General features: G+C 50.1%; 13 protein-coding genes and 1 other annotated feature. Of the genes, 9 read left to right on the forward strand and 4 right to left on the reverse strand.

All coding sequences use genetic code 11. The annotated features are described in order from the left end of the window. Window positions 1-8 precede the first annotated feature (8 nt). From ACFQI7_RS09220 to ACFQI7_RS09255, 8 genes are all read left to right on the forward strand, one after another. Window positions 9-1,613 carry a glycosyl hydrolase family 18 protein gene (locus ACFQI7_RS09220; protein WP_218099476.1) on the forward strand — a complete coding sequence of 535 codons (1,605 nt, stop codon included), beginning with the start codon at window positions 9-11 and terminating at the stop codon, window positions 1,611-1,613. 147 nt (window positions 1,614-1,760) lie between these two features. Continuing rightward, window positions 1,761-1,989: a binding site (T-box leader), on the forward strand. A 45-nt stretch (window positions 1,990-2,034) separates the two neighbouring features. Then, entirely contained in the window at window positions 2,035-3,921 is a 1,887-nt protein-coding gene (locus ACFQI7_RS09225; RefSeq protein WP_218099647.1) for an arginine--tRNA ligase, read from the forward strand. Window positions 3,922-4,420: 499 nt separating this feature from the next. Next, on the forward strand, window positions 4,421-5,716 hold the full coding sequence (locus ACFQI7_RS09230) for a hypothetical protein (protein ID WP_218099477.1): 1,296 nt from the start codon (window positions 4,421-4,423) through the stop codon (window positions 5,714-5,716). Between the two features lie 129 nt (window positions 5,717-5,845). After that, on the forward strand, window positions 5,846-9,718 hold the full coding sequence (locus ACFQI7_RS09235; protein ID WP_218099478.1) for an S-layer homology domain-containing protein: 3,873 nt from the start codon (window positions 5,846-5,848) through the stop codon (window positions 9,716-9,718). A 173-nt stretch (window positions 9,719-9,891) separates the two neighbouring features. After that, entirely contained in the window at window positions 9,892-12,168 is a 2,277-nt protein-coding gene (locus ACFQI7_RS09240) for a helix-turn-helix domain-containing protein (RefSeq protein WP_218099479.1), read from the forward strand. A gap of 211 nt (window positions 12,169-12,379) precedes the next feature. Beyond that, window positions 12,380-13,345: an ABC transporter permease gene (locus tag ACFQI7_RS09245; RefSeq protein ID WP_377516766.1), complete on the forward strand. Its 966-nt coding sequence runs from the start codon at window positions 12,380-12,382 to the stop codon at window positions 13,343-13,345. Between the two features lie 16 nt (window positions 13,346-13,361). Continuing rightward, window positions 13,362-14,249: a carbohydrate ABC transporter permease gene (locus ACFQI7_RS09250; RefSeq protein ID WP_218099480.1), complete on the forward strand. Its 888-nt coding sequence runs from the start codon at window positions 13,362-13,364 to the stop codon at window positions 14,247-14,249. Window positions 14,250-14,285: 36 nt separating this feature from the next. Beyond that, window positions 14,286-15,905 carry a type 2 periplasmic-binding domain-containing protein gene (locus ACFQI7_RS09255; protein ID WP_218099481.1) on the forward strand — a complete coding sequence of 540 codons (1,620 nt, stop codon included), beginning with the start codon at window positions 14,286-14,288 and terminating at the stop codon, window positions 15,903-15,905. 64 nt (window positions 15,906-15,969) lie between these two features. Here ACFQI7_RS09255 and ACFQI7_RS09260 read toward each other — a convergent pair whose 3' ends face one another. The 3 genes from ACFQI7_RS09260 to ACFQI7_RS09270 all read right to left on the reverse strand — a co-directional run bounded on the left by ACFQI7_RS09260 (window position 15,970) and on the right by ACFQI7_RS09270 (window position 20,147). Further along, complete coding sequence (locus tag ACFQI7_RS09260) at window positions 15,970-16,968, reverse strand: DUF6528 family protein (protein WP_218099482.1); 999 nt, start codon at window positions 16,966-16,968, stop codon at window positions 15,970-15,972. 101 nt (window positions 16,969-17,069) lie between these two features. After that, window positions 17,070-18,590, reverse strand: a complete 1,521-nt coding sequence (locus tag ACFQI7_RS09265) for an extracellular solute-binding protein (RefSeq protein ID WP_218099483.1) — start codon at window positions 18,588-18,590, stop codon at window positions 17,070-17,072. Between the two features lie 216 nt (window positions 18,591-18,806). After that, entirely contained in the window at window positions 18,807-20,147 is a 1,341-nt protein-coding gene (locus ACFQI7_RS09270; RefSeq protein ID WP_218099484.1) for an ABC transporter substrate-binding protein, read from the reverse strand. A 226-nt stretch (window positions 20,148-20,373) separates the two neighbouring features. On the opposite strand from ACFQI7_RS09270, the gene ACFQI7_RS09275 reads away from it, so the two are divergent. Then, window positions 20,374-22,671: a helix-turn-helix domain-containing protein gene (locus ACFQI7_RS09275; protein WP_230415038.1), complete on the forward strand. Its 2,298-nt coding sequence runs from the start codon at window positions 20,374-20,376 to the stop codon at window positions 22,669-22,671. An 81-nt stretch (window positions 22,672-22,752) separates the two neighbouring features. Here the strand turns inward: ACFQI7_RS09275 and ACFQI7_RS09280 are convergent, their stop codons facing one another. After that, window positions 22,753-23,640: a TetR/AcrR family transcriptional regulator gene (locus ACFQI7_RS09280; protein WP_218099486.1), complete on the reverse strand. Its 888-nt coding sequence runs from the start codon at window positions 23,638-23,640 to the stop codon at window positions 22,753-22,755. Window positions 23,641-23,815 lie beyond the last annotated feature (175 nt).

The raw sequence follows: 23,815 nt of genomic DNA on the forward strand, positions 1-23,815 counted from the left end.
ACAGACGTATGAAAAGAATCACCGTGCTTGTGTTATTGCTATTTGTTGCAATGACGGGAAATGCATTTGCTTACGATGTGCAGTTAAAACCGTTCCAGGATGTGAAACAAACGGATTGGTTTTACGACAATGTATACTCGCTCGCCGCGCTTGATATTATTAACGGCGAATCCGCCGCCATTTTTAATCCTGACGGGGTGTTGTCGCGGGAAGCTTTCGTCAAACTGGCCGTCGCTTCTACAAGGGCGGATGTGTCGAATATGGCCGGTCCGGCTCCGTCGGATCTTTCTGCGGATCAATGGTCTTATCCGTATATCGCCTATGCGGCTCAGCATCATTGGATCGATTTTATGACCGATGCGTCAGGCAAGTTTTATCCTGAACAGCCGATCACAAGACAAGAAGTAGCTGCGCTTATCGGAACAACGATATTGAACTTGCAGGATGAGTCGGTACGCAACCTGTGGCTGCAGTCCGGATGGGCTAACGAAAAAGAAGCAAAGCCATTCAAGGACGGCCGTCAAATCACCGAATTGATCGCGCCTTATGTGTATTATGCCGTAAACCGAGGCATCATGGAAGGAGACGAGAGCGGCTTTAGACCGAGCGACCCGCTTTCCCGCAAAGAAGCCGCCGCCATCATATACCGTTGGGTAGATCAAGAAACGGCAGAACGAGTGCTGGATGTGACGGGCTTTTATGCGATTCGCTCCTATTCGGCTCTAAACCGGATGCCTTCCCTGTCAAACATAATATTCGGTTGGTCTCATTTGCAGTATGACGCGGCCGGCAAGGCGAGTTTGCAAACCGGGGATACCGAGTACCGCATTCCGGAAGGCTGGGAGCAAGCGGCGGAAGCGGCCAAATCGGCGAATATTCGCAGCGAGCTGATGGTCTATTACGGCAGCGGCAATTTGCGAGATTTCGTCAAAGATACGGCGGCGCAATCGGCTTTTATGGACTCGCTGATGCAAACGCTGGACGATCCGCGTTATTCGTTTACGGGCGTATGCATTGATTTTGAAGGCTTGAAGGAGGAAGCGAGCGCAGCCGATTATGCCGCTTTCCTTACCGCGCTGAAAGCGAAGCTAGGGAACCGTTCGTTAACGGTCGCCGTTCCGCCCGTCTATTACTACAAGGGGTATGATCTGAAAAAAATCGGCGACATTGCCGATACGGTCATTTTGATGGCTTACGATTTTACCGATCAAGGGAGCAAGCTGCCTTCCGCTCCGCTGCCGCTTGTGAACGATACGGTACGGCAGGCGCTTGCCGCGATTCCCAAAGAAAAGCTGGTCCTCGGCATTTCCAAGCAAGCGAACCAGTGGATTACTTCGCAGGGAATTACGTCCTATTACGAACCGGAAATCGATGCGGTGGAGCGGCGATTAGCCTCGCAGCCGGATGGGCAGACGTGGAGCTTGCCGTATCATTTGAAGCAAATCGTATTCCAGGACGAGCGCGGCAGCCACTTGATATATTACGAAGATACGGAAAGCATAGCCAAAAAGCTGTGGCTGGCCAAATACTACGGGCTCAAGGGCGTATCCTTATGGCACATGGGCAATGTTACGGCTGCGGACTGGGAACTGATCGGCACTGCCGCAAAGTGACCAAGAAAGCGGCAGGCAGCCGCGATGGGGAAGTCATAGATGCAGGCAGCACCACGCAATAACTGAAAACGTATGGCACGCATCACTTGACATTTCACGATCCATCCTGTATAAATGTTTCTAAGCATTGACATGATGTGAATAGCATGAATATTCATGAACGGGAAAGTAGTCCGTGACAAGCAGTCGCAGCGAGCCGGGTTGGTGCAAGCCGGTACGGTTGTCCAGGATGAAACGGGCCCGGGAGATGGTTTGCCGAAATACAACAGGCAGTAGGCGAATCCGGTCATGGACCGTTATAACATGAGTGGTTGGGCCCGTTGCGGCTTAACACGCAGAGTGGTACCGCGGGATCATTATAGCTCTCGTCTCTTATTGGAGACGGGAGCTTTTTATTTTTTTAGGAGGGTTGATCTTGAAGATGAAGATTAGCGATGTGATTGTAGGTGCAGTAGAGTCCGCTTTAAACGAATTGTTCCAAGCGACCGGTTTGCAGCGGCCGGAAGGGCTCAAGATCGGGATCGAGCATCCGAACTATATGACCTTTGGGGATTACAGCACCAATATTGCCATGCTGCTTGCCAAAGCTTTGAGAAAACCGCCGGCAGCCATTGCAAGTGATCTGAAAGACATCTTGGAGCGGGATGCTTCGATTCAAGCGTTGTTTTATAAAATTGAAGTCGCTCCGCCTGGGTTCATTAATTTGTATGTGGACTGGAAAAAATGGGCGTACGGTTATGAGACACGCACCACGGCACAATCTTCCGGGCAGCCTCGTAAAAAGGTGCTGATCGAGCATACTTCGATCAACCCGAATAAATCGGCCCATATCGGGCATCTTCGGAACTCGTGTATCGGCGACACGCTTGCGAGGCTATTGAAGCGAACGGGCTATCAAGTAGAGGTGCATAACTACATCGACGACTTGGGGAATCAACTGGCCGATACGGTTGTCGGCATGCTGCATACGTCAACGGAGCAAAGCTTTGCGCGCTTCGGCGATTTTTGTTGGGAAACGTACGCAAAAGTAAACAAGGCGTATAAAGAAATTCCGGCTTTACAAAATGAGCGTGCCGCCGTGCTGCATGAGTTGGAGAAAGGAAATACGAACATCGCCTGGATGGGGCTGCTGGTGGCAGAACGAATCGTACGTGAGCATCTGGAAGAGATGAAGCAGTTCGGCATCGATTACGATGTCTTGGTGTGGGAAAGCAGCATCGTCCGGGAAGGATTGTGGTCGCGCGCGTTTGACATGCTGCAAACGACGGCAAGGTTTCAGCAGGAGACGGACGGCAAGCTTGCGGGATGTTGGGTGCTCAGGCAGCCGAATGGGGAAGGAGACTCGGGGACGGGAGAAGGCGCCGATTATCAGGCGGACAAAGTGCTGGTAAGATCGAACGGCATCTTGACCTATACGGCAAAAGATATCGCTTACCATTTATGGAAGTTCGGACTGCTCGGCACTGATTTTCGTTACAAAAAATTCGCCGACAAGCTATGGTCCACCCACCCGGAAGGAACCTCCAGGAAGATCGGTCATGCCGATCTCGTCATCAATGTCATCGATTATCGGCAGGAATATCCGCAAGCGATGGTCAAGCAAGCGCTGCAAGCGCTCGGATTCCATGAACAAGCGGAGCAGCTGCGCCATGTCAGCTACGGGGTCGTATCGCTCAGCCGGGAGACGGCAGCCGGACTTGGGGTGGACACGACGGAGGAGAAGCATTCGTATCCGATGTCGGGAAGGCAAGGCATCGGCATCAAAGCCGCCGACTTTCTCGATCGCATGGAACAGGTCATCGAGGCGAAACGGTCCCGCAAAGCCGGTTTGTCCAGCCGCACCATCGCCGCTGCCGCAATCCGCTACTACTTGTTGCGATTCCATCTGCAGACGGAAGTCGTGTTTGATTTGAATCAGGCGACGGAAGTGTCCGGGAATACCGGTGTCTACATGCTGTACTCGTATGCCAGAGCGTGCAGCATTTTGGACAAAGCGAAGGCCGGTCTTCCGGAGCAAATCGAGATGAAGGGGTTCGACGAGCTGGACCCTCAGGAATACAGCCTGATGCGGTATATCGCTTATTGGCCGGAGACACTGGAAGCGGCGAAGGAGGAGCTGGCTCCCAACATATTATGCTCTTATGTACACGAATTGGCGACGCTGTTTAATCATTTTTATGCAAGTTGCCCGATTCTCAAAGCCGAACAACACACGATGCTGTTTCGCCTGTGGCTGACACAGCGTTTCCAGGAAACGCTCCACGATGCGCTGCAAGTGCTCGGACTGCCGACGCCTAAACGAATGTAGAAGCGCTCCCCCAGCTTTTCATTAGGTTGGGGGACTTTCTTTTTTTGATTGCATCAATCAAATAAATGGGTTAAGCCGACAGCATTTGTTAACAAAATTTAACATTTTTTGACTTTAGAAAGCGTTTACAAAAAAGAAATGGTCGTGCTATAATTCGGAAGGATATTCCAATTATATGTTCAAATATAATCAAATGTCCGGATATTCGACCGCCGTTTTTCTACATACTGGGTGTAAATAGGAGGAGGTGATAAAAACATACAGCACATTGCAGTCAGATCAGCATTTTTGTTAGATATGATTTAAATGGATTCAATCAAGCTCTCCTTGCAATTCTTCCAAACACCTCCTCAAAACGATTTGCGTACATATGCTTCTTGGCAACTCCTTTTATTAAACGATTACATATTTATAAAGCACGACCCTGCCTCAAAACGTTGGAAAAATGCAAGCGTTTTGTTTTTTTATATGCAATGACCATTGGAGGGTATCGATATTGATGGCTACACTACGACAACGGTTCACATCTGCCCTGGTATTGACATTCGTTTCATCGAGCATGGCCTTTGTGGCTGTGCCTCAACCGGCGAATGCAGCGGCTGCACTTCCGTCGATCATGATCACCGAAATGATTCCAAACGCAAAAAATGTAAAACCTCCAGGCGCTACGGCCAATTACGACGAAGCTTACGAAATGATCGAGCTGTATAACAATAGCGGTCAAAATGTGAAGCTGGGAGATTTACAAATCATTATTAGGGATGGCTTTACTGATAAAGACAAAGTGAATACGCCATGGAACTGGGGCAGCGATGCAAGTAATGTGATCCCTCCCTCCGGTATTATGATCGTATGGATTAAGCAGGAGAAAAACCCGTTTTCCTTCGATGATTTTTATAAATTTTATAAGGAAAAAAATCCGGATCTAAAGGCGGAGCAAATCGCGGTTGCTTCAGGTATGGGGCTTGTGAATACCGGGAAAAGAACGGTGATCGTCGCCAAAGCGGATGGGACGAGAATAAGCAGCGCCTCCTACGAAGGCAGTACAACGGAAACTGTAGACGACCGGGCCATTCAGTTCGCTTACCCGACGGACGGAAGCATTGACATGAGAAAAATCGACTCCGGTAAGGATTCTTTATCCACACCGGGCAAGCTGAGTGCGCAACAGGTGCCGCCAGCACCGGCCAAGACGGTTCCTAACGATAAGCCGGCGGACAAAACGGATGCGAAACCTTCGCTCAATGCAGTGGAAATAGCCGCCAAGCTCGGTATGCTGACAGGTGACGGAAACGGTGTGACGCCGGAATATTTGGCCAAAACACCGACGAGAATTCAAGCAGCTGTCATGTACTTGCGCTTGAAAGGCTTGGAGGTGGAAGCCGCCAAGTTTACTGATGAAGACAATTTCAGCGATGCGTCATCGGCTTCGTGGGCAATACCTATTCTTGCTTATGTAAAAGCCCATCCCGAGCTAGGAATGGAAGGCGTCGGCGACAACCGCTTTGACCCGAATACCGTTATCTCGGCCCAAGCCTACTATAAAATGATGCTGGAGGCGCTCGGATACAAATACGGCACGGATTTCTCCTGGGAGCAAACCTTCGACTTCGCTGCATCCATAGGCTTAGGCAAAGCGGCAAGCGAAGTCGATTTTACGATGTCGGAGCTGGCGACGGCAACGTTGGAAGCTTTGATGACGAAGGTGAAAGGTTCTGACAAGACGCTGGCACAGATGCTAGTCGAGCAAAAGGCGATAAGTGCTGATGTGGCCAAATCAATAGGATTGAATTAAAGCAAATCGCAAGAATGGTCCATTCGGCTGTTTGACAATAAATATATTATAGAACGTTTCTGTTATTTGGGCTTTATACGGCGAATTAAACGAAAGTTATCATTCTTTATCCATACTAGGAGGAACTCGATGTTTACAGTTAAACAACGACGCGCAATTATTCACACTTTACTTGTTTCATTGATATTATCAAGTTTTGGCTTTATAGCTGCTCCACAGACTGCAAAGGCGGCTGCACTTCCTGAGATATTCATTACGGAGATCATTCCGAATGCGAAGAATATTGCAACTCCCAAATATGACGAAGCCTACGAAATGATTGAGTTGTTCAACAATAGCGATCAAACTGTACGGTTAGGAGATTTAAAGATCGTTAACCAACAAGGACTTAACGAAACGGACAAAGAAGATAACCCGTGGACGTATGATGCGGTTGAAGCTGAGAAAACCATTCCTCCTTATGGAGTCATGGTGGTATGGTTAAAGCAATCGACGAATCCGTTCACATTTGACGATTTTTACAATTTTCAATTGACGAAAAATCCGGATCTCAAAAGAGAACTTGTTGCCGTCGCGATTGGGACTGGCGTTAATTTGCATAATACGATGAATAGAACACTTATTATTTATAAAAACAATATAAGAATTGTTAAAGCGAGTTACATTGGTCTTAACAGTGAGGATACAGCAGACGATAAGGCGATTCATTACTCATACCCTAAAGATGGTTCTATTGCTATGAAGAAGATCTCAGTTAAAGTCGCCTCCACTCCTGGACAAGTGAGTGACGGGCAATTGCCACTGCCTGAAATAAACAATCCCACCGTGGCATGGGGGGATAGTAAAGCGACAATCAGTTGGATAGCGCCGATTGTGCGAGGAACAAGCAACTATACACACATTAATATCTATGATCAATCAGGGACAAAAGTTGCTGGACCGATCACGGATACGACATCTGCGGTCATTAACGATCTTGTGAACGGAAATGATTATACATTCACGGTGAAAACGGTAAATGATCAGATCACTGAAGGAATCAGCTTTGGTGTAACCTTACCGGTAGGAAAGCCATCCGCTATCCCGCTAACCGAAGTGGAGAATCCAACGGCCGTGTGGGGAAACAAGCAGGTGTTAATCAGCTGGAAAGAACCGAATATCGACAATGATTTCAAAATCAATATTTACGATATGAATGGTACATTGATCGGTACCGTTTCCAAAGGGACGAATAGCTTTAATGTAACAGCGCTTGAAAACGGTGTGGATTATCAATTTAAGTTGACTACTGCAAGTCAGGGGCGGGAAAGCAGCGGAGTAGTAATGAAGACGGGATACCCGACAGACGGGGGGGCGCCAGCGAAACCGACGGGTTTAACAGGCAGCTCTGTGGACGGGGAGATTATATTGCACTGGACAGCCAATACGGACGCAGACTTGGCTGGATATAAAATTTATTTTGGTGATGCAACCAAGCCGACAGAAGAGGACAAGCCGATATCGGATAAACGAATCGATGCTGATGCGACACAAACAAGCATCCACCTGAGATTCTCGGACTTTGAAGATGGATATTCGTATCGGTTCACACTTAGTGCTGTGGACACAAGCCGCTTGAACTCTGAGAAATCAGCGCCTGTCTCAGTCAAGTATGAGGGAGGTCCGAACGGATTCAAGGGTATCGCAGGCGACAAGTCGGTTACCTTAAGTTGGAATCCATTGAGCATTGATTTACTGGGATATAAGGTATACCAAAACAATGTCCCCGTTTCTGCTTCGGTGTATACAGTAACATACAGCACTTATTCCTATACAGTGGCGGGCTTGACGAATGGAACAAAATACAATTTCGCGGTAACCGGTGTGAAAGATCGGAGCGAAACACCGAAATCTACAACAATTGAACTTACGCCATTCGCCTTCACTGGTATCAAAATGGTTGATGTTCCATCCACAATGTCCGTAGGTGCTGGAGCTACAGTTGTTGTGAAGGCATTATACGATGGCAAACCGGAAGAAGAAGTGACGTTAAATATCACTTATACCAGCGGTGACCCCTCGATCGTCTCTATTGACACTTCGGGGCAAGCGAAGGCCTTAAAGCCGGGGAAAACGTATATCGAGGCCAAGCACGGGGGATTTAGTGCAAAACAGGATATTGAGGTTAAAGCAGAATTAACTTCATTGGCAATCAGCGGTATCCCGACAGGCACCTTTTTTGTGGGAGATAAAGCACAGCTCAAAATAACCGCTACCTTCAACGACAATGCGATAAGTGATGTGACAACATTGGCTACATTAACGGTTACGCCAATCAGTGCTGCAAACATATCAAGCGCGGGTTTATTGGAAGCGAAATCGAAAGGGGAAGCAAGCATTACAGCAAGCTTAAGCGGTAAATCGGTGACAACCAGAGTATCAATCAGCGATAAACCAGCAGAAGTCTCATCTCTTGAAATGACCGGCATACCGACAACTTTTTATGCGGGAGACAAGGTGCAATTAAAAGTAAACGCCAAGTACAGCGATAATACTACGAAGGATGTAACGGCAAGTGTTGTTTACACGAGTAGTCGCCCAGATATTGTGGCGGTTTCCTCTTCAGGTCTGTTGGAAGGTAAAGTGAAAGGCGAAACAAACATTACAGCCGCCTATGGAAACAAATCAGTAGAAACAAAGGTGACGATAACCGATAGAACGAACAACAGCTGCTCGAATTGCGTGTTCTACGGTTCCGCTCCAAGAACGAACTCTGCGAGTTCGGCCACGCTCGGCAGCGACGCATTCAAAACGTCTGCTGCCAAGGATGCAGCAGGGAGAACGGTAACCAAGCTCGAAGTAGACGCATCCCGATTGTCAAGCGCGTTCAGCGCTTTGAATGACACCAATAATAAAGTGACGCTTGAATATAGCGGCAACGAGCCTGTTGTTCAAGTTTCGCTGCCAGCAGAAGCATTACAGCAAGGCGGCAAAAACAAACCGGATTCCAAGCTCACCTTGCGGGTGGGCGGCGTATCTTACGAAATACCTCTCAAAGCATTCAACTTCGAAGCGCTAGCCAAGGAACTGGGGACGAAAGTCGAGAAAATGAACATCACCTTCGTCTTCGCAGCGCAATCCGGTCAAGAAGCGGACCGCGTCAAAGCGATTGCCGCAGCGCGCAATGCCAAACCGTTAACGGCGGGTTATGACTTCGCAATTCAAATCACGGCAGCCGGCAAAACAGTCGAAGTGAAGCAATTAAACGGCGAATATGCAATAAGGACGTTAGAAGTCACGGGGAATGTGGATCCATCCAAATCGACCGGCGTACTCATCGATCCGGCCCGGGGAACGATGTACTTCGTGCCTACGATATTTACGACAACCGGTGGCAAGACGCAAGCTTCTATCATGAGCCAAAGCAACAGCATCTACACCGTCGTAGAACTGAGCAGGACGTTTCCCGACTTGAAAGGCCACTGGTCACAAAACGAAGTCGAGCTGCTTGCGACGAAGCTGGTAGTGAGCGGAGTGGATGACCATAATTTTGCGCCGGATGCACAAATCACCAGAGCCCAGTTCGCGACCATGCTGGTCACGGCGCTTGGACTTTCCGGACTTGCGGATAACGCAAAAGTTACTTCGAAATTCAATGATGTAGCTGCTAGCGACTGGTTCGCTTCGGCTGTCGCCGTCGCTTCCGAGAAAGGATTGATTAGCGGTTACGAGAACAATGAATTCCGGCCGAATGCGAATGTGACGCGTGAAGAGATGGCTGTGATGATCGCAAGGGCGCTCCAGCTTGTTGATAAGAAGAATGGCCCTACGGCAAAGCTTATTCAGTTTAGCGATGGAACGTCGATAAGCAGCTGGGCAAGCGCGTCGGTCGCCAAGGCCGTGGATACGGGGATTATCCAAGGCGTATCGGATACCTCCTTTGAACCGGGGCAAAATGCAACGCGTGCCCAGGCGGCCACGATGCTGAAACGCATGCTGCAATACTTGAAATTTATGAATTAACCGCCTATAAAGCCATGGAAAGCCCTGACCTTCCGTAAAGGATGAGCGGGGCTTCCCGTCTTTTCTATCCATATGAAACATTCCAGATACATATATTTACGCTTTGCATATACAATAACGGGGGCATTTGATAAAATTGGACTATCAACCAATCCACTAGCGAAGGAAGAGCTATGCAGAGAAGATCGATAACAATCGCCCCGGTCTTTTATAAGTATCTCGTTTCCTATATCATCGTCTTGCTGATCCCGGTAGGGCTGCTCGGCGTGAACGGATCGATGCAGTTGAAAGGAATTGTCAATCAATACGTCGAATGGACGAACAAAGAAATGCTCAGCCAACTGGGCGAGAGCGTAGACACGAAGATCCTCGAAATGAACCGGATCGCCGCCCGCATATCGGCCAATCCGGATTTAACCCCTTATGCGGTAACGAAAGACTTTTACAGCGCGTACCAGACCAAGCCGCTGCTCGATTACAAAGTATCCAACGATTTTATTCAGGAGGTTCTGTTCTACATCAGAGAACAGCCGAGCCTGTATTCTTCCGTCAGCACGTATCGTCTCCCGAACTTCATTAACGATATATACCATTTCCGGAACTGGTCCGAGGAACAATTTCGCCACGACTTGAACTCGATTACGAAACCGACGCTTCGGCCGGCGGAGGACGTCCTGTTCATGTCATCCGCGCACGAAAGATATATCAGCTACTTACTTCCAATTCCGACCTCAAGCCTTCATCCGTACGGTACCGTCCTATTTCTCATTAAGGAAAGCTCGCTGCTGAATTTTTTGAAATACGAAACGTATCCCCGCGCCGGCAATACGATCATTTACGACGAGAAGAACCGGGTAGTTACTTCCTACAAAGGGGAGGGGCATTCGGAAGACGAAGAGCTGTACCGCGCTCTGGAGCCGACGGGCAGCATGTTCTCCGTGCTGGAGCTGAATCATGACAAATATTTCGTCTCCCGTCTGAAATCGGATCAAACCGGATGGACTTACGTCAACGTGCTGCCTGTCGCCGATGTAATGAAGCCGATCAATGACGTTGTGTCGAAATGGCTACGCACGTTGTTTTTCATACTGCTTCTCGGCAGCCTCGTCATTTATGCCTTACTTCGTTACAATTACAATCCGATCAAGAAGCTGGCTCAGTTAGCGGAGATGCATCTGGGCAAGACGATTGCGAAGACCAATGAGCTCGATACGGTCCGCACGCTCATTGACAAGATCATGCTGTCCAATGACGAGCTTGGGCAAAAGTTCGAAAAAAACCGCTCCGCCATTGGCCAGCAATTGCTGCTCGATTTATTAAAAGGCGAAGTTGAAACGCAGGAACAACTGCAGGAACGGGGCAAAGAAATCGGCGTATCTCTTGAATACCCGGCTTATGCGGTGTTTGTGGTGGAAGGCGCCGGTATAACGTCCGCGGCGATGCAGCAGATAGCGGACACGATAACCGGCCGGTCGGGTGAAGGTCTTGCGGTCTACGGCAAAGAAAGCATCGGGAACGACATGATGATTTTTCTTATATCGACGAGTCGGTCGGAGGAGGAGTTGTCCGATTGGATGGGGGAATGGCATGAAGCCGTGTTCCAGGACTTCGGCGTCAAGCTGACATGCGGCGTCGGACAGCCGTACCGCGAGCTCAAGCAATTCGGTCGTTCGTTTATTGAAGCTTCGACGGCTTCTGATTACAAGTTCATTAAAGGGACAGGTAAAATCATTCATTTCCGCGAGGTTGCTTCCGACCACGCTTCCACATTGTTTGACTCCAGCTATGAAATGGAGCACTTAAGCTATTTGCTGCGCGAAGGAAAAACGCGGCAAATCGCCGAGACGCTGGCGCAATTCACCCATAAAATTAAGCAAGGCGGAACGACCTTGTTCGTAGCCCGCTGCTTATGCTTCGACATCATCCATACCGTCATGCAGACAGTGGATGAGATGAAGAACGAATTCCCGCAATTGACCGGGCAGATGCCCGACGTGTTGACGCTGATGAAGTTCCATACCGTTGAGGAACTCGCCGAGCTGATTACGAAAGCTTGCATCGATGTGAGCCAAGCCGTCCAGCAGCATCGGGGCCATCCGAGCGAGCGTCTGCTTGAAAGCATGATTGAATATTTGCACAATCATTGCCGTCACCTCGATTTTTCCGTGCAGGCGATGGCCGGTCATTTTGCGATATCCGCTTCTTATTTGAGCCGTTTTTTTAAAGAAAATACAGGACAGACGATCTCCGATTATGTCCATACGATCCGGATCCATAACGCCAAACAGCTGCTCGAGCAGAGCGATACTTCCATTAAAGAGATTGTGCAGCTTGTCGGATATTTTGATACATCGAGCTTTATTCGCAAGTTCAAGACGGAAGTCGGCGTGACGCCGGGCGAACACAGGAAAATGACGCGGCAGCAAGCGGGCAGCCCGCCAACCGGTTGAATGACCGGTTTTTTCGCGTTTCCGCTGCTTCATAAATCGCATATGGTCTGGTCAAATCCGACATATTCCGGACTGCATCAAGCCTGTCTTCATGCGCAGGTCATATTTCGCATATGGCAGTTGAAAGCGCTTATATACGCGATGCCGGGAACTTTTTTACAATAAGAAGCGAAACGGAAACCATCCACAACGGAAGAAGGGAGGCGGAAGATTGGCAGCGAGACCTATAGAGCACTCGGCTCCGGTAACACAGAAGAAGCAGGCGCTGCGGCGAAGCCCGGGTTGGAAACGCGTCTTGCACAACTATGAGCTGTATTTGTTTATTCTTCCTACGCTGGCTTACTTTATTTTGTTTCACTACGTTCCGATGTACGGCGTACAAATTGCGTTTAAAAATTTCATCGCGGTAAAAGGGGTTGCCGGCAGCCCGTGGGTCGGATTCGAGCATTTCGAACGGTTTTTCGAATCGTACCAATTCATTACGGTCATGCGCAACACGCTGGGCATCAGCCTGTACGAATTGCTTGTCGCATTTCCCGCGCCGATTCTGCTCGCACTGCTGCTCAATCAGGTCACGAGCGAACGGTTCAAAAAAATCGTGCAGACGGTCACGTACGCGCCGCATTTTATTTCCGTCGTCGTCATCGCCGGCATGCTGTATTTGTTTTTATCGCCCAAGCACGGTCTGGTGAACCAAATTCTAGTGCTGCTCGGAGTCGATCCGGTCTTTTTTATGGCCAGTCCGGAATGGTTCAAGACCATTTATGTCTTCTCCGGCATTTGGCAAAACATCGGCTGGGCGGCGATTATTTACTTGGCGGCGTTATCCGGCGTCAATCCGGATTTGCACGAGGCCGCTGTCGTCGACGGCGCAACGAAATTGCAGCGCATCCGGCATATCGACCTGCCGACCATTATGCCGACGATCGTCATCCTGCTCATCTTGAACGTCGGGCATCTGATGAGCATCGGTTTTGAAAAAGTGTATCTGCTGCAAAACCAGCTCAACATCGACGCTTCGGAAATTATTCAGACCTACGTGTACAAAGCGGGTCTGATGAACGCGCAATTCAGTTATTCAGCCGCCATCGGGCTGTTCAATTCGATCGTCAATTTCATACTGCTGATTTCGGTCAACCAATTGGCCAAAAAGACGAAGCAGGCCAGCTTGTGGTAAAAGGAGGAGGCTCAACATGATCGCAAGCCGCACCCGAACGGATAAAGCGTTCGACGCTTTCACGTACGCGCTTTTGTCCCTTCTTCTGCTAGTCGTGCTGTACCCGCTTTATTTCGTCGTCATTTCGTCGATCAGCAACCCGGATTTGGTCAATTTGGGAAAGGTGACGCTGTATCCCCGGGGCGTGACGCTGGAAGGCTACCGACGCATTTTCTCCGACGCGAGTCTATGGCTCGGGTTTCGGAATTCGTTCTTGTACACGATACTGGGTACAAGCTTGAACGTCGTGTTGACGATAACCGCCGGCTATGCGCTGTCGAGAACGGATTTGGCCGGACGCAATGCGTTTATGTTCGTTATCGTATTTACGATGTTTTTCGGCGGCGGGTTGATCCCGACCTATTTGCTGGTCAAAAGCTTGGGACTCGTCAACACGATATGGGTGATGATTCTTCCGAATGCCGTCTCCGCCTACAACATCATCATTACGAGAACGTTTTTTCAAAGCAGTGTTCCGGGAGAACTGCTTGAGGCGGCCAAGATGGACGGGAGCTCCAATACCCGCTTTTTCCTGCAAATTGTGCTCCCCATCTCGCTGCCGATCGTCGCCGTAATGGTACTGTTCAGCGCCGTCGGGCATTGGAACTCGTACTTCCAGGCGCTCATTTATTTGAAAGACGACGAGCTTCAACCGCTGCAAATCATTCTTCGCAAAATATTGATCAGCGGCGAAGCGGCGGAGAGCATGGTGGACGGGCTTGTGAACCAGGCGGAAGTTGTCAAAATGGCCGAAACGATGAAGTACGGCGTCATTATCGTGTCGAGCCTTCCGGTGCTCGTGCTGTACCCGTTCCTGCAAAAATATTTCCTTAAAGGCGTTATGATCGGTTCTCTGAAAGGATAAGCTTTCAAAAACGATGAATGTTGGGGGAATGGTAAGATGAATAAAAAATGGTGGGTACACGGCGGGATAGCCACCGCACTCGTCATGACCGTCGGACTTAGCGGCTGCGGCGGGGATGGCGGCGGAAGCGGAACGAAGACGAACGACAAGCCGCAGCAATCCCAAGCGCCGGCGAACATGAACGCAACCGGATTGCCGATCGTCAAAGACAAAGTAAACCTGAAAATCGCCGGATTTTACGGCATTGCGGGACAAAAGCCGTTCGGCGAGCTGCCGTTCTTCAAGAGTGTCGAGGAGAAAACGAACGTTCACGTCAACTGGCTGATGAACGATTCGAACGGATTCAAGGAAAAGAAAAATTTGATGTTTGCGAGCGGTGACTTGCCTGACGCTTTTTACGGCCACTATATTCTGGACACGGACGAAGTCGTGAAATACGGCTACCAGGGCTTGTTCATTCCGCTTGAAGGCTTGATCGACAAATACGCGCCGAATTTGAAAAAAATATTGGACGAAAACCCCGACTATCGCAAAGATTTGACCGCGCCGGACGGCCATATTTATTCGCTGCCGACCATTGACGCTTCGTACGCCAAGTCCAAGGACGCGCTGTTCATCAATAAGAAATGGCTGGACCAGCTAGGCTTGCCGCTGCCGACGACGCCTGACGAATTTTACAAGGCGCTGAAGGCATTCAAAGACAATGACATGAACGGCAACGGCAAAAAGGACGAAGTCCCGTTCACGTTCCGCGTTCATGCGATTACCGGCATTTATTCCATGTACGGCTCGTTCGGGCTGCTCGATAAGCAGGATCACATCATTATGAAGGGCGATCAGGTGATCTACACGGCCGTTCAGCCGCAGTATAAAGAAGCGACCAAATATTTCAATAAGCTGTTCGCCGAAGGCCTGGTCGATCAGGAATCGCTGACGCATGACGAGAAAGTGTACGGTTCCAAACTGCGGAGCAAGGAGAAAAATGTCGGTGCGTTCGTCGCTTGGACGGCCGCTACGTACATGGATCCGGATCAGGCGGCCGATTTCGTACCGTTGATGCCACTCAAGGCGCCGGACGGATCGCGGGTGTGGAACCGTTACCCGTCGGGCATTTTGAGTAAGGGCGCATTTGCGATCACTTCGGCGAACAAAAATCCGGAAATCACGATGCGCTGGATCGACTATATGTACGATACGAAGGTGAGCCTGGAGGCGGTGAACGGAACGATCGGCACCGTCATGAAGGAGAACGGGGACGGGACGCTTAGCTACATCGATCCTCCGAGCGGCATGAATGCGAACGAATTCAGGCATACAACGGCGCCGGGCTCCACTTCCGTCTTCGCGAAAACAAGCCGCACGCCGGCCGTGACGGGGAAACCGAACGATAAAGGCGATCTGGATAAAATGTATGACCCGTACCTGGACAAAAACATATTCCCGAACATGTATTTCAGTTCCGAGGAAACGGATGCCCGCACGCGCTACTTGACCGATATTGACGCATACGTCAAGAAAATGCAGGCCAAATGGCTTATGCAGGGCGGTATTGACGCCGAGTGGGACGAATATGTAAAGAAGCTGAAGGATATGAACCTCGACAAGCTCGTCAAGGTGTATCAAGACGCTTACAACCGGTATAAGGCTATCAAATAAAATAAAAGGGGCAGGGAGCGAATTGTACGCTGCCTGCCCTTTAAACCATGCAATCGAATCGGAACTACTGATAATTCGGATTCCAGACGCGCGCCTTGTAGAAGGCAGCCCCCGTTCGGCTGCGGTACGTATCCGGCGTTACAAACCGGACCGTATCGGTGCACCAATCGCTTTGGCAGCCTTTCTTCGGCGTAGTCAGCACCACCTGGCCCGTCAGCAGATTGCCGACGCTTTTGATCCCGCGCACATTGATCTTGGGCGCATCGGGGAACCCTCTGGACCAGTTTTTCTCCGATTTCACGTACTGATATACTCCTGATCCTGTACTGACCCAGAGCCGGTCGGTGTTTCCGTATACCGGCTGAAGATCGTGCCCGTCGGCCGAAGGGAGGTCGACCTTCTGCTCTTCTTTCAGCGTGGGAGCCTCGGGCGTGCCTTCTACCTTGAGGGCGACCAAATGATCGTGACCTAGCGCCCAAAGCACATTCTTCTGCGGGTCCCAGAGCACGCCGTGGGCGGTCTTCATCGGATATTCGGCGTATTTTGAGGATGTGGGTCCTTGAGATGACGTATAGACTCTGACCCAGCCGCCTGTGCTTGCGGCAACCGCAATATTTCCGCTAGGCAGCAGCTCCGCCTCATGCGGGTTGCCCCCAACATGAAGCGCCCATTTCTTGCTGTCCCCCGCAGGATAAGGAACGATGGCGGCGAGGCCCTTGGAATCGGTGACGACCATCCATAGTCCGCCAAACGTGTCGTTCTTTCGCAGCTTGACGCCCGACGGGAGTCCCCAGCCTGGGGTAATCCCGCTGAATCCGTTCGTAGAAGTCGGTTTCCAAGACCATTTGATCGCCTGTTCGCTGTTCCAATCCTCCGCATTCGGATCGAACACGATAATTTTTTGCGAGGCCTGGTCCGTCACGGCGACGAGATTGCCGTTTTCCGGCTCGGGGGCTTTAACCGTTGCGGCGGTCTTGCTGTTGCAGCCTGCGACGATGACCGCGGTCATCAAAATAAGGAACAGGCAGAGGAAGCTTGCGTGTCTGAAGCGGCCGGTTATCACTGTTTTGCTCCTTTCGATAAGTACTTAAGCTTCGTGATTTCATTATACAAGGATAATTTCCAACGATACATTTAATTTTGTAATTATTGGAAAATGTTTTCTCACTGCGTCATTTTGCGTCGATACGCTTCGTTCATTTCCGCTACCACTTTTTTATAGCGATCGTCTTGTTTTAATTTCTGAATCCATTCGTCGTACGCTTCGATTGTCATCTGTCCGATAATGACTTTCATCCGAACGTCGTTTACCGAGCTGGTAAGGCTTGCCCATGCATCGTAATATTTTTCGGGATATAATCCGACAGCCGGATTCGGAGGAAGAGACTTGCTTCTTTGCTCTACAATTCGCTTGTTTCGCTCATTTATTTCCGGGGAAATGCCGATAGCCGAAACGACCTGCGTATCGCCTAGCGGTCTCCAGATTGATCCCAGATTGTCGCCGATGATGATCAAATCTTTTTTGGCCTGCTCCGTTGCCGTTTTTATGCCGTCCCGTTCCGTATAATGAATGCCTTTCAGACCGAAGTTAACCAGGTCGTTTCCTTCCGGCGAATAACCGTAATCGAGAAACTGCAGTATTTTTTTCATCTTCGATTCCGGCACGCTCTTGGGGATCAGGTAAGCGCCGAAGTAGCCCCCTTCCGTCGTTGGTACATACGGGACGCCATTCGGTCCTTTAAGAAAAGAAAGCGGCAGGATGTCGGCTTTCGGATTCGTTTTGCGCAGTTCTTCTATGAACTTCCAAACATAACCCATCGAGAGCGATGTTGCGCCAGCTTCGCTGCGTTTGACCGCTTCTTCCATTTGCGTCAGCTTAAGAATCGGAAGGTTCGGATCGATGATTTTGTTGTCATACGCCTTTTTGATCCACAGCAGCGCATCCCTGGACGCATCTTCGGTGATAAGCGGGTGCAGCGTTCCGTCCCGGAGCTTCCAGGCGCCGCCGGTTTCATTGAACGCGTTAAAGACAAACTGCAATGCGCTGAAATATCCGGAGAACCCGATCGTATCCTGCTTGCCGTTTTGATCCGGATCTTGATAGGTAAAAGCATAGAGTACCCGGTATAAATCGTCCATCGTCTCCGGAAGTTCCATCTTCATCCGTTCCAGCCAGTCGAGACGCAGCATCGGAAATTGTTCACCCCCGACAACCGGGTAATAGCGCGGAACGGCATAATGCTTGCCGAATATTTTCGAGTTTTCCCATGAATAATCGGGTAATGCAGCTAAATTGGGAAATTCATGGATGTATGGAGTTAAATCCCAAAATAACCCCTCCTTGACCAGGTCTTTCAGGATTGGCATGTTCAGGTTGATGACAAACGTCAAATCCGGCAAGTCCCGGGAAGCAAGCAGCATGCGGATTTTATCGTCAAAAGAAGTGGAGGGAATCCAGGTGATTTTCAGATCGGTATGTGTCCGTTTCTCCAATTCGTTCCACAACGGATTATCTTCGCCGACCATTGTTTGCGCATAATTCATAATTTGCGATGTGATCACGGTAGCTTTGGTCGAATGGTCGCCGTTCAGCAGACTGACGCCGCTGCTGCAGCTAGCAAGCATGAAGGCGCACGCTGGGAGCAAGCAAAAAAGGAGGCGAACAAGCGGCTTGGGGTTCAACATGACGGTGTCCTCCATAGCGATAAGAATCGTGAGGAATGTGCGAGCTAAGCGTATTCGTTTTGCCCGTTTCCGTCAATATTAACCTTTTGCAAGCCGCGTGTACCCCCGGGAATAAGCTTACCTCGTCCACTCCTGCTGTCCGAGCTACCGGCACTATGTCGTTGTTAACAAACCCGTTTCCGGCAGCCGCTGCGTAATTCTGTTAATCGCTGCCTGTTATTTCATCAGTTCGGCAATTTTTTTGTTTGCTTCCTCATCCGCTTCTCTAAGCGCCGTATTGATATCTTTCTTATCTTTCAGCACGCCGGTGTTCATCGCTTTTTCGGCGATCAGCTCCACTTCTTTGTCATATCTCGTCGGCGTCGGGTTGGCGTTGTACACATTTTTGAACGCAGCCTGAATATTTTTGCCTTTGAGCGAAGGGAGCTCGCTTCCGAACAATTCTTTCGTTTTCGTATCGTTCAGCACCGACACTTGACCCCGTTTGGCGACCAGCTCCTGGACTTCCTGGCTCGACAAGAAGTTCATGATTTTAAAGGCGAGTTCCTTGTTCTTGCTTGTGGAGGACAACAGCAGGAGGCGTTCTTCCGTTTCGATGCCTTTGGGGCCCGATCCGGACTGGATAGGGAACGTTGCGACATCCCAGAAGCTCATGTCGGCTCCTTCCTGATGGTACGCCTCGCTGTTGCCGAAGGTACCGCCGTACGTGAGCGTCATCGCTACATTTTGGTCCTTGAAGAAGCGGTTTACCAGATTGCCGGACGTGGCGTTGCCGGGAATCGAGCGGATTTGCTGGTACAGGTCAAAATATTCTTTCCACGGCTCTGTGTTGAGCAGTGATTTGTTCGTCTTCGGATCTACCTTCGGGAGCAGGCGGGAGATGCCCAATCGCGACGGCGAGTTCGGTTCGAGCGCGGCAATTTTACCTTCGCTGGCTGCGCCCAGCACTTTGGCGATCGCAATCGTCTCTTCGAGCGTCATGCCGTCCTTCGGATACGGGACCCCGTACCGTTCAAAAATGTTTTTGTTATAGAACAACAAGCCGAAGTTAAGAGAAAACGGCATGGCGAGAATTTCGTTTTTGCTCGAAAACGATTTGATTTCGTTGACGGCGCGAGGCTGAAACTTATTCAAATCTACATTATATTTCTTGATCAGCTCGCTCACGTCGGCGGGAATATTCAAATCGGTAAAGTTCAGCATATTGAGCGAGCTCGTAAACGTGATGTCAGGGTACTCGCCGGTCGATAGCAGTTCCACCGGCATGGTCCCTTTGCCGGCTCTGACCAGCTCAAGCGTCACCTTCGGAAACTTCTTCTCTACCGGTTCTTTCATCCAGTAATTGAAATCCAAATCCGTAATTCCGGCATACTGTTGGAACACCTTGATCGTGACCGGTTCGGTCGGCCCGGTGTCCGGGGATGCGGTCGTTCCCGGCGTCGGCGCAGCGGACGGTTTTTGTTCGCCTTTGCTGCAGCCGACAAACATCGATGAACATAGCAATGCCAAGCTTGCAAACACAATTGCTTTCTTTTGAACCCCTAATATCGATCTCATAAGTACCTCCTAGAATGTCGCTCTGAATCGAGCCGTTTGCACGGTAATCGTATGTCCGGCATCCATTCCGGTCAATAAGAACGTTTTGCACGGCGATTTCCGGCCGCTGTCTTTTTTTGCAGGAAGTCGAATCATGTCGGCAGTTCGTGACAATCGGGCGGGGAACGTTTACAATAAAAGGGAGTCATAATTGCTGCAAGGCGGGTGAAACGGCACTTTGAAAGCGATGCTGCGCTATAGAGGCACCTTTTACTGGAAGAGCTTGATGCTCGTACTTGTTGCCATATGTTTGCCTGCAATGCTGATCGGAATAAGCATTTATTATGTAGGCGCGCATACGATCGTGAGAGAATTGAACAGCGCACACAAAGTTCAGATGACGCAAACGATTCAGCGGTTTGACGATTATTTGTCGAATTTGGAAAATTACTGCGCGCTGCTTGCCTTTAATCCCGGTGTGGATCCAACGCTGAATCAAATGGATTTCGCCCAGCAGTATCAGAGCACGAGAAACTTGTTCAAAACGTTAATGCTCATGAAAGGTTCCAATCCTTTGATCAAAGACGTCGCCTTATATTTGAAGGAATCGAACAGCATCATTAGCGATTACCTGGGCGTCAGAACGCTGCAAACGGCCAAAGACAGGCAGCTTGCCGGCTCGCTGCTTAATACCGAGAAGCTGACGTTTATGACCGATCTGCAGCTTGACGCGCTCTCCGATACGTCGAAGGTCGTCGCAATCAAATTGTCCGACCAAAGCGGCCGGGCGCCGTTCGGGGCGTTCTTCATCTTTATCAATCAGTCGATGCTCGATCGGCTCGTCGGCAGTTCCGCAACGGGAGGCGGCTCTGCGTTCTTGATGGACGATAGCGGTCGGCTCGTTACGAACGGCTCGGCTGCCGATCCGCGGTTTCAGCAGGCGCTTAAGGACGCGGTCATTACTGGGGCGTCGTCGGATGATACGTTTGTTTATACGTATGACGGCGACTCCTATTCCGTTTCCCATCAGGAGTTGTCCAGGCTGGGGCGTAAATGGATTTACGTATCGGCGACGCCGCTGAGCCAAATTACGGCTCCGGTTACGTCATTGTCCCGGATTATTCTGATCATCGGCACATGCGGGCTTATCGTCGTACTGCTGATCGCGTGGTTTACGTCCAACCGGATGTACCGTCCGATTCAGCGGTTGATCAGCCGGCTGCAGCCGGGCAAAGAAGCCGAGAGCGGGCAAAACAATGAAATCGCCCGGATTGAAACCCACTGGGAGCGGCAAATGGAAGAACGGATGGCGCTGCAGACGCGGATCGAGAAATCGCTGCCCTCGTTAAGGGAAGTGTTTCTGCTGCAATTTTTTCAAGGGAAATATTACAGTCTGACGGAAGCAGAGATGAGGGAGAAGCTGCAGCAATACGGGTGGAATGTGGAGCGCCGCAAATTCGCGTTCCTTGTGCTGCAGCTGCACGGCGCGGTTGCGCCGGAGCGCAAAATGACGGATAAAGACAACCGGTTGGTCGCCTTTGCCGCCGCCAACATCCTGGAAGAGCTCGCCGAAACGCATGCGGAGCACGGGCAGGTTATCCCGTTCCACGACTCGTCCATTGCGGCGTTGATTGTGCTGCCGCCGGATCGGTCGTATGAGGAAGCGCGTCGTCATGCGGTCGACTTCGCGCACACGGTTTTGAATACGGTCAGCCAGCTGCTGCGACTGCAGGTGACGGTGGCCATTAGTAGGCTGAAGGACGCGGTGCTGGAAACGCCGGGAATATTGGAGGAAGCCCGCAAAGCGCTTCGTTACCGGCAAATCGGCGAAGCGTGCCAAATGGTGGATGTCCATGAGCTGCAGCTGCAAGGCGAAGAGACGGTGCAATTTCCATTTATATTGGAGAAAGAATTGATTCACGACTTGCGCATGGGCTTGGAAGAGCAGGCGAATATCCATTTGCGGCAGTTTTTGTCTACGCTGCGGGACGATGGAGGTACGGAATTGTGGATTCAACAAGGGATGATGAAGCTGCTCGGGAGCATCCATGAAGCGGTGCTCAAATCGGAGATGAATCCTTCCGTGTTGTTCAACGGAGAGCATATGTACGACGAACTGTTGCAAATCCGAGACCCGGAAGAGATGATCCTCTGGTTTCAAGGCAAAGTGATCCGGCCTTTCATTCAGCGGGTTCCCAGAAGCTACAACTCGCAAATGAAGGAAACGGTAGAGGATGTGCTGGAGCAAATTCATGAGCTATATTTGACGGACATTTCACTCGAATATTTCGCGGAGAAATCGGGTATAAGCGTGTACAAACTTAGCCGGGCCTTCAAGCAAGTGACCGGGGAAAACTTCATCGATTACGTAACGCGTCTGCGGCTGGCGAAATGCAAAGATCTGCTCGTGACGACGAATTTGAAAATCAACGATATCGCCGAAACGCTCCGTTACAACCCGCCGTACCTGGTGCGGATTTTCAAAAAATACGAGGGCATCACGCCAGGACAGTACCGTGAGAAACATGCGGAAACGCCGCATTAGCACTAGGATTCGCCGAGCATTGCATGATGAATCCCATCTGCAGCTCGGCGGAAGTGCAACTTTTGTTTCGTCTCCATCGTATTACTGGGTATGCTGCACTTTAGAGCGGAACAGCTGCTCAAATTGCTCGATGAGCGGCTTGTTCTCTTTTGCGAGCGTTATGAAGTAATTGTACATTCCTTGGATAATGATTCCGTTCGCCTGCTCTTTGCCCATTTCGGCGGAGAGCGCCTCAAGCGTCTGAAGCAAGGCCCGGCTGCACTGCTTGTCGTCCACTCGCGTCGTGATCCAGTTTCTCAACCGATTGATGCTGGTTTCGAGCGTATACGGATCGGATAGGTTCGTTGGTTCATGATGGAGATACGATGATTGAAGAACCGGCTTGGTTTGCTTTTGTAATATGCCTTGCACGAGATCGTCCAGGCGCTCGACTAAATACTCGGATAGTTTGGTGCTGTCGATCGGATGGTTATGAAAGATGGCGAAAAAAAAGTATTCCTTGAGCAGACCATTCAGCATGCCGGCACAGTCCAGCGAATTCGGCGCAATGTCGGGGCCGTACAGCTCGGTGATCCGGTCCTGGAACCATTTCAAGCTTCGCACCGATTCCTGCAAAAACAAATCGGAAAGCACCTGGTTATGGGAGAAAGCGATTCCTTTTACGATCATACAAAGAAAAGCCTTGTCTTCGAATACGAGCTTGCACTGGAGCTGAATCGCAATAATGAGCAGCTCTCTGGGGGTTCGCGATTGATTGAACTGCGCCTCGTGAAGATCGGCGTGGAATCTTTCGAAATAATGGCGATAAATGGAGACTAGCATCTCCTCTTTGGACTGAAAATGCTGGTAGAAGGCTCCCTTGGACACCCCCGCCAAGCTTACGATGTCTTGAACGGAAGCGGTGTGATAGTCTCTTTCGCCGAAAAGCCGCATACCGGCGTGGATCAGCTGCATCTTTTTGTCATTCATTGCCAGATTCACGTCCTATGTCTGTCCTGGGTAGGCAGAAGATTCATATTACCGACATTGTATAATCAGAAATTCGGTTCGTCAAGCTATTGACTGACCGGTCATTCTGAAAAGGTTCACAAAAAAAATGATTGAAAATATTAGCATTTTTCATTATATTACTTGGTATGACCGA

Source organism: Paenibacillus allorhizosphaerae, assembly GCF_042659105.1.
Classification (GTDB): domain Bacteria; phylum Bacillota; class Bacilli; order Paenibacillales; family NBRC-103111; genus Paenibacillus_G; species Paenibacillus_G allorhizosphaerae.